This window comes from Geminicoccus flavidas (genome assembly GCF_009806515.1).
Classification (GTDB): domain Bacteria; phylum Pseudomonadota; class Alphaproteobacteria; order Geminicoccales; family Geminicoccaceae; genus Geminicoccus; species Geminicoccus flavidus.
Genome location: NZ_WUJP01001123.1, coordinates 1 through 1,020, shown reverse-complemented (window position 1 = coordinate 1,020; position 1,020 = coordinate 1). Strand labels below are relative to the sequence as shown.

The 1,020-nt window shown below is 66.9% G+C and carries 1 protein-coding gene; it reads right to left on the bottom strand.

Going from position 1 to position 1,020, the window contains the following annotated elements; translation table 11 throughout:
• Positions 1–1,020, bottom strand: a 1,020-nt coding sequence (gene tuf / locus EQG76_RS31385) for an elongation factor Tu (protein WP_159719123.1), incomplete at both ends; no start/stop codon positions are given.

The window sequence follows — 1,020 nt, the reverse complement described above, 5'->3', positions numbered from 1 at the left end:
GCGACGACGCCGGCACCGACGGTGCGGCCGCCCTCGCGGATGGCAAAGCGCAGGCCCTGCTCCATGGCGATGGGGGCAATCAGCGTCACCACCATGGTCACGTTGTCGCCCGGCATCACCATCTCGGTGCCCGCCGGCAGCTCCACCGAGCCGGTCACGTCCGTGGTGCGGAAGTAGAACTGCGGCCGGTAGTTGCCGAAGAACGGCGTGTGCCGGCCACCCTCTTCCTTGGTGAGCACATAGGTCTCGGCCGTGAACTTGGTGTGCGGCGTGATCGAGCCGGGCTTGCACAAGACCTGGCCGCGCTCCACGTCGTCACGCTTGGTGCCGCGCAGCAAGACGCCCACGTTGTCGCCCGCCTCACCACGATCGAGCAGCTTGCGGAACATCTCCACGCCCGTGCAGGTCGTCTTGGTCGTGGGCTTGATGCCGACGATCTCGACTTCCTCGCCGACCTTGATCACCCCGCGCTCGACCCGGCCCGTCACCACCGTGCCGCGGCCCGAGATCGAGAACACGTCCTCGATCGGCATCAAGAACGGCTTGTCCACCGCCCGCTCCGGCTGCGGAATGTAGCTGTCCACCGCCTCCATCAGCTCGACGATCTTGGCCCGGCCGATCTCGTCGTCCTTGCCTTCCAGAGCCGCCAGCGCCGAGCCCTTGATGATCGGGATGTCGTCGCCCGGGAAGTTGTACTTGGACAAGAGCTCCCGCACCTCGAGCTCCACCAGCTCAAGCAGCTCCGGGTCGTCGACCATGTCGACCTTGTTCAAGAACACCACCAGCGCCGGCACGCCCACCTGGCGGGCCAGCAGGATGTGCTCGCGGGTCTGCGGCATCGGGCCGTCGGCCGCCGACACCACCAGGATCGCGCCATCCATCTGCGCCGCACCCGTGATCATGTTCTTCACGTAGTCGGCATGGCCCGGGCAGTCGACATGCGCGTAATGACGCTGCGCCGTCTCGTACTCCACATGCGCCGTGTTGATCGTGATCCCGCGCGCCTTCTCCTCCGGCGCC